Raw genomic sequence first — 3,791 nt, forward strand, 5'->3', positions numbered from 1 at the left:
CCGAGGAGGCTTGCCAGTTCCCCCGCAGGAAAGCGAGTTGTTTCCCAGTCACCCCTTATTCTTTCCCGGCAATGGACCCAAGTTATCTCGGAACCGAGTCTTCCACAATCCAGCACGTTTGTGGAATAAACAGGATTGTATATTTATGTGGATAAGATGAATCCTCCACGAAACAGAGTGTAGCATTTAGTAAAACTTTACAAAACTTGAAACCATTCCATTGATCATTCGTATAAGAAATATAAACACCTAAGGAGGGTTTTGATGAAAAAGAAACTGACACTAGCAATCAGCATACTTATGATGTTGTTATTCATTAGTGCTTGTTCCAGTACAGAAGGCGCAAAAATTGAAGAAGTTTACACGAAATCTGCAGAGGCGACCGAAAACTTAAAGAGCTTCGCTATGAAAATGGAAACAGAGCAAGTCGTCAAAATGGGTGAAGAAAGCACTGATTCAGAGGCAAACTCACCAGTACCTACAGGTGTTCCGATTACCTCTACCATTGATTCTGAAATGAATGTCGAGCCCCTTGCCTTCCATCAGACAGTAAAAACGATGGGACAAGAGATGGAACAGTACTATTCTAATGACGGGCTTTACATGACGATGCCCTCAAAAGAGGGATGGTTCAAAGCGCCAAAAGAATTGACAGAACAACTCAATTCCCTTTCCGCACAGGAACAAACTCCAGGATCCCAGTTAGAAAGCTTGAAAGAATACATTGATGAATTCAATCTAGAAACGGAAGATTCCAATTATATCCTGACACTGACATCAGAAGGTGAAAATGTACAAAAACTATTCGAAGAAGCAATGAAAAAGACAATGCCAGAAGGACAAATTCCTGAAGAAATGATGAAGGGTCTGACAGTCAATAAGCTAAGTTACAAGTTCGTCATTGATAAGGAAAGTTACTATCCTCAAACTATGGATATTAAAATGGATTATACCTTCGATCAAAACGGTCAACAAATGGAAATTCAGCAAAATATCAATGGCCAGTACAGTAAGTTCAATGAAGTTGGAGAAATTATCATCCCTCAAGACATAAAAGATGGCGCAAAAGAAATTGAAGGTGCAGAAAGTCTCTTCCAATCGTAATAAAGACCAAGCATCTTGATCATTCTCTATTAGGATTAACAGCCTATCAGGATAACAAAGAACGCCCCTTTCTTCTTTAGAAAGCGGCGTTCTTTTTAATCGTCCAGCACACCCATTTCAGTGATTTGCTGTTTTGTTGTTTCATCACCAAGATCGTAAATTTTTCGAAAGGCTACTCTCATTCCATAATCATAGTCATCATTGTCGTCATCCTGATGATATGGTTGTGCAGGAACGTGGGCTCTGAAGAAAGACCGGACATCTGCATTACGTATTTCGTCAAACACTTCTCTAAGTGCGATGATTTCATCTTCTGTCGCTTCGACGATGAAGTCGTCATTGTTCGCATCATGGTTCAATGAAATTTCTCTTGTACCCATATTGATGTAATACTTATTCTGTTCCATACGCTGTCCCTCCTTGTTCTTATTCTGAGCAACAAAGGACAACTTATTACAAATTAATCAAATACTAAGTCTAGAAATTAAATTGATAAGTAGTTAATGTCACTTCGCTTAAATAGTCATAGTCGATTTCTACACCGATCCCCGGTTGATCTGGGACTTCAATTTCGCCATTTTCAACTTCGATACCCGGTTTTATAATATCCTTTGCAAAATATCTTGTTGAGCTGGAAAGGTCTCCTGGAATTGAAAAGTTAGGAAGAGAAGCCAAAGCCAAATTATGCGCTTTTGAAACCCCTGACTCCACCATCCCACCACACCAGACGGGGATGTTTTTTTCCCTGCAAAAATCATGAATCCGAAGCGCTTCGGTCAAACCGCCTACACGACTAATTTTGACGTTAATAATCTCACAACTACTGAGCTCCACGGCTTGCATGGCATCGTGATAACTCATGACAGATTCATCAAGACAGATCGGTGTCTTCATTTGTTGCTGCAGGTTCTGATGCAGATAAAAGTCTCCAGCCTGGAAGGGTTGTTCGATCATCATTAATCCGTATCGATCGAGTTCAAGTAAGTGAGGAATATCCTCTTCTGAATACATTCCATTAGCATCAATCATGATCGGAAGCTCAGGATCAACGCGTTTCACCGCTCGTATCAGTCCCTCTTCCTGTCCAGACTTTATTTTCAACTTATAACGTTTGTACCCCGTTTCTTTTAAACGTTTGATGTCGCTTTCAAGTGATTCGGATAAGCTGAGCACGGCACCCGCGCTTACCTTTTTTTGAGTACCTCCGATAACTTCACTCAAGCTCTCTCCTTGTTGTTTACTATACAGATCCCACATAGCCCCCTCGAGCCCCGCTTTCGCCATTGGGTGCCCTTGAATACTCTTATAGCTTTCCGCCAGTTGACCGGGGTGCTGAAGGTCTTCAAAGGGAATCTGCGGGATAAGAAAGTCGATGAGCACTCTCCATGCTGTACTTGTTGTTTCATAAGTATAAAAAGGTGTTGCAAAGGCTGTGACTTCTCCGTACCCACGTCGACCAGAATGATCCTCCAATTCTACGATGATAAGGGAACGATCTGTAATGGTACCCTGATGAGTTTGAAATGGCGAAGTTAAAGGTAGTTTGATCTGCCGCAGCACAACTTTTTTAATCTCCACTCTTTCTTTCCTCCTTCTCCCATAGAGAAAAGAGTTCTCTTCTCAGCAATTTGTTCGAAGCGTTTCTAGGCAGCCGTGAGAGAAAAAAGATCGATTGCGGAATCTTATACTTAGCTAATCGTTCCGAATAGAATGCTTTTAGCTTATCAGAGTTAATTGTTTCTGGTTCATCTACCACTAAAAAGGCTGCTGGAACCTCACCCCAAGTATCGTCAGGCATTCCAGTCACCCCCACTTCTCTCACTCCTGGATAATCACTCAAAACACTCTCAATTTCTGCAGGGTAAATATTCTCCCCTCCTGAAATGATGACATCCTTCACTCGGTCCACAACATATAGAAAGCCTTCATCGTCTTTATAGCCTAAATCACCCGTTCGAAAATATTCCTCATTCGATGAGGCCCGTTTGTAGTAGCCTTTCGACACCATAGGACCCATAACCAAAATTTCGCCAATCTCATTCGGTCCATCGGAATCGATAATCAGTTCAGCAGGAGCCAGAGCTTTACCCGCAGAGCCGAGTTTGGCCATTGCAGATTTAGGACTCAAGGTTGCAATTTGTGAAGAAGTCTCTGTCATACCATAAGTCTGAAAAACAGGGATACTTTTGCTTTTGGCCTTATGCAGCAGCGGTTCCGGTACCGGACCTCCGCCTAATAACATGCAACGAAAATTCTCAGGATACGAATCATTTTCTAAATGATCAATTAGTCGCTGCAACATCAAGGTAACCACTGAAACATGTGTAACGCGATTGTGTATGATTTCGTTATTAATGATCTTCTCATCAAATTTCTCCACAAAACTAACGGTCATCCCATAAATGACACTTTTCATCAAGATAGAAAATCCGCTTACGTGGAACATCGGTAAGCATAGGAGCCACTTATCGGAGGGGTGGACTCCGAGATTGAGCGCCGAAGCAATGGCGCTGAACCAGTGATTGCCATACGTATGCATCACGGCTTTCGGATTTCCAGTCGTGCCTGATGTGTACATCATAGTAAATACCTGATCAAGCTGAATGTTTTCCTTCAATCCGTCTTGTTCAGCGTCGTTCAATAGGACGTCATCAATTAAAAGGACGTATTTCTCGGATAAATCGGGA

Annotated in this window: 4 protein-coding genes; 1 reads left to right on the plus strand and 3 read right to left on the minus strand. The window is 41.9% G+C overall.

The genetic code is table 11. The features are described from left to right. Positions 1-264 precede the first annotated feature (264 nt). The gene (locus LD39_RS14980) at positions 265-1,104 is read left to right on the plus strand and encodes a DUF6612 family protein (protein WP_035548881.1); all 840 of its coding nucleotides are present in this window, start codon (positions 265-267) and stop codon (positions 1,102-1,104) included. A gap of 95 nt (positions 1,105-1,199) precedes the next feature. Here the strand turns inward: LD39_RS14980 and LD39_RS14985 are convergent, their stop codons facing one another. From LD39_RS14985 to menE, 3 genes are all read right to left on the minus strand, one after another. Continuing rightward, positions 1,200-1,511 carry a hypothetical protein gene (locus tag LD39_RS14985; RefSeq protein WP_035548884.1) on the minus strand — a complete coding sequence of 104 codons (312 nt, stop codon included), beginning with the start codon at positions 1,509-1,511 and terminating at the stop codon, positions 1,200-1,202. Positions 1,512-1,581: 70 nt separating this feature from the next. After that, complete coding sequence (gene menC / locus LD39_RS14990; RefSeq protein WP_035548887.1) at positions 1,582-2,682, minus strand: o-succinylbenzoate synthase; 1,101 nt, start codon at positions 2,680-2,682, stop codon at positions 1,582-1,584. Further along, a partial coding sequence (gene menE / locus LD39_RS14995; protein ID WP_156112659.1) for an o-succinylbenzoate--CoA ligase occupies positions 2,672-3,791 on the minus strand: 1,120 nt, incomplete at its 5' end. The genes menC and menE, both read right to left, overlap by 11 nt.

This window comes from Halobacillus sp. BBL2006 (genome assembly GCF_000786645.1).
GTDB lineage: Bacteria > Bacillota > Bacilli > Bacillales > Halobacillaceae > Halobacillus.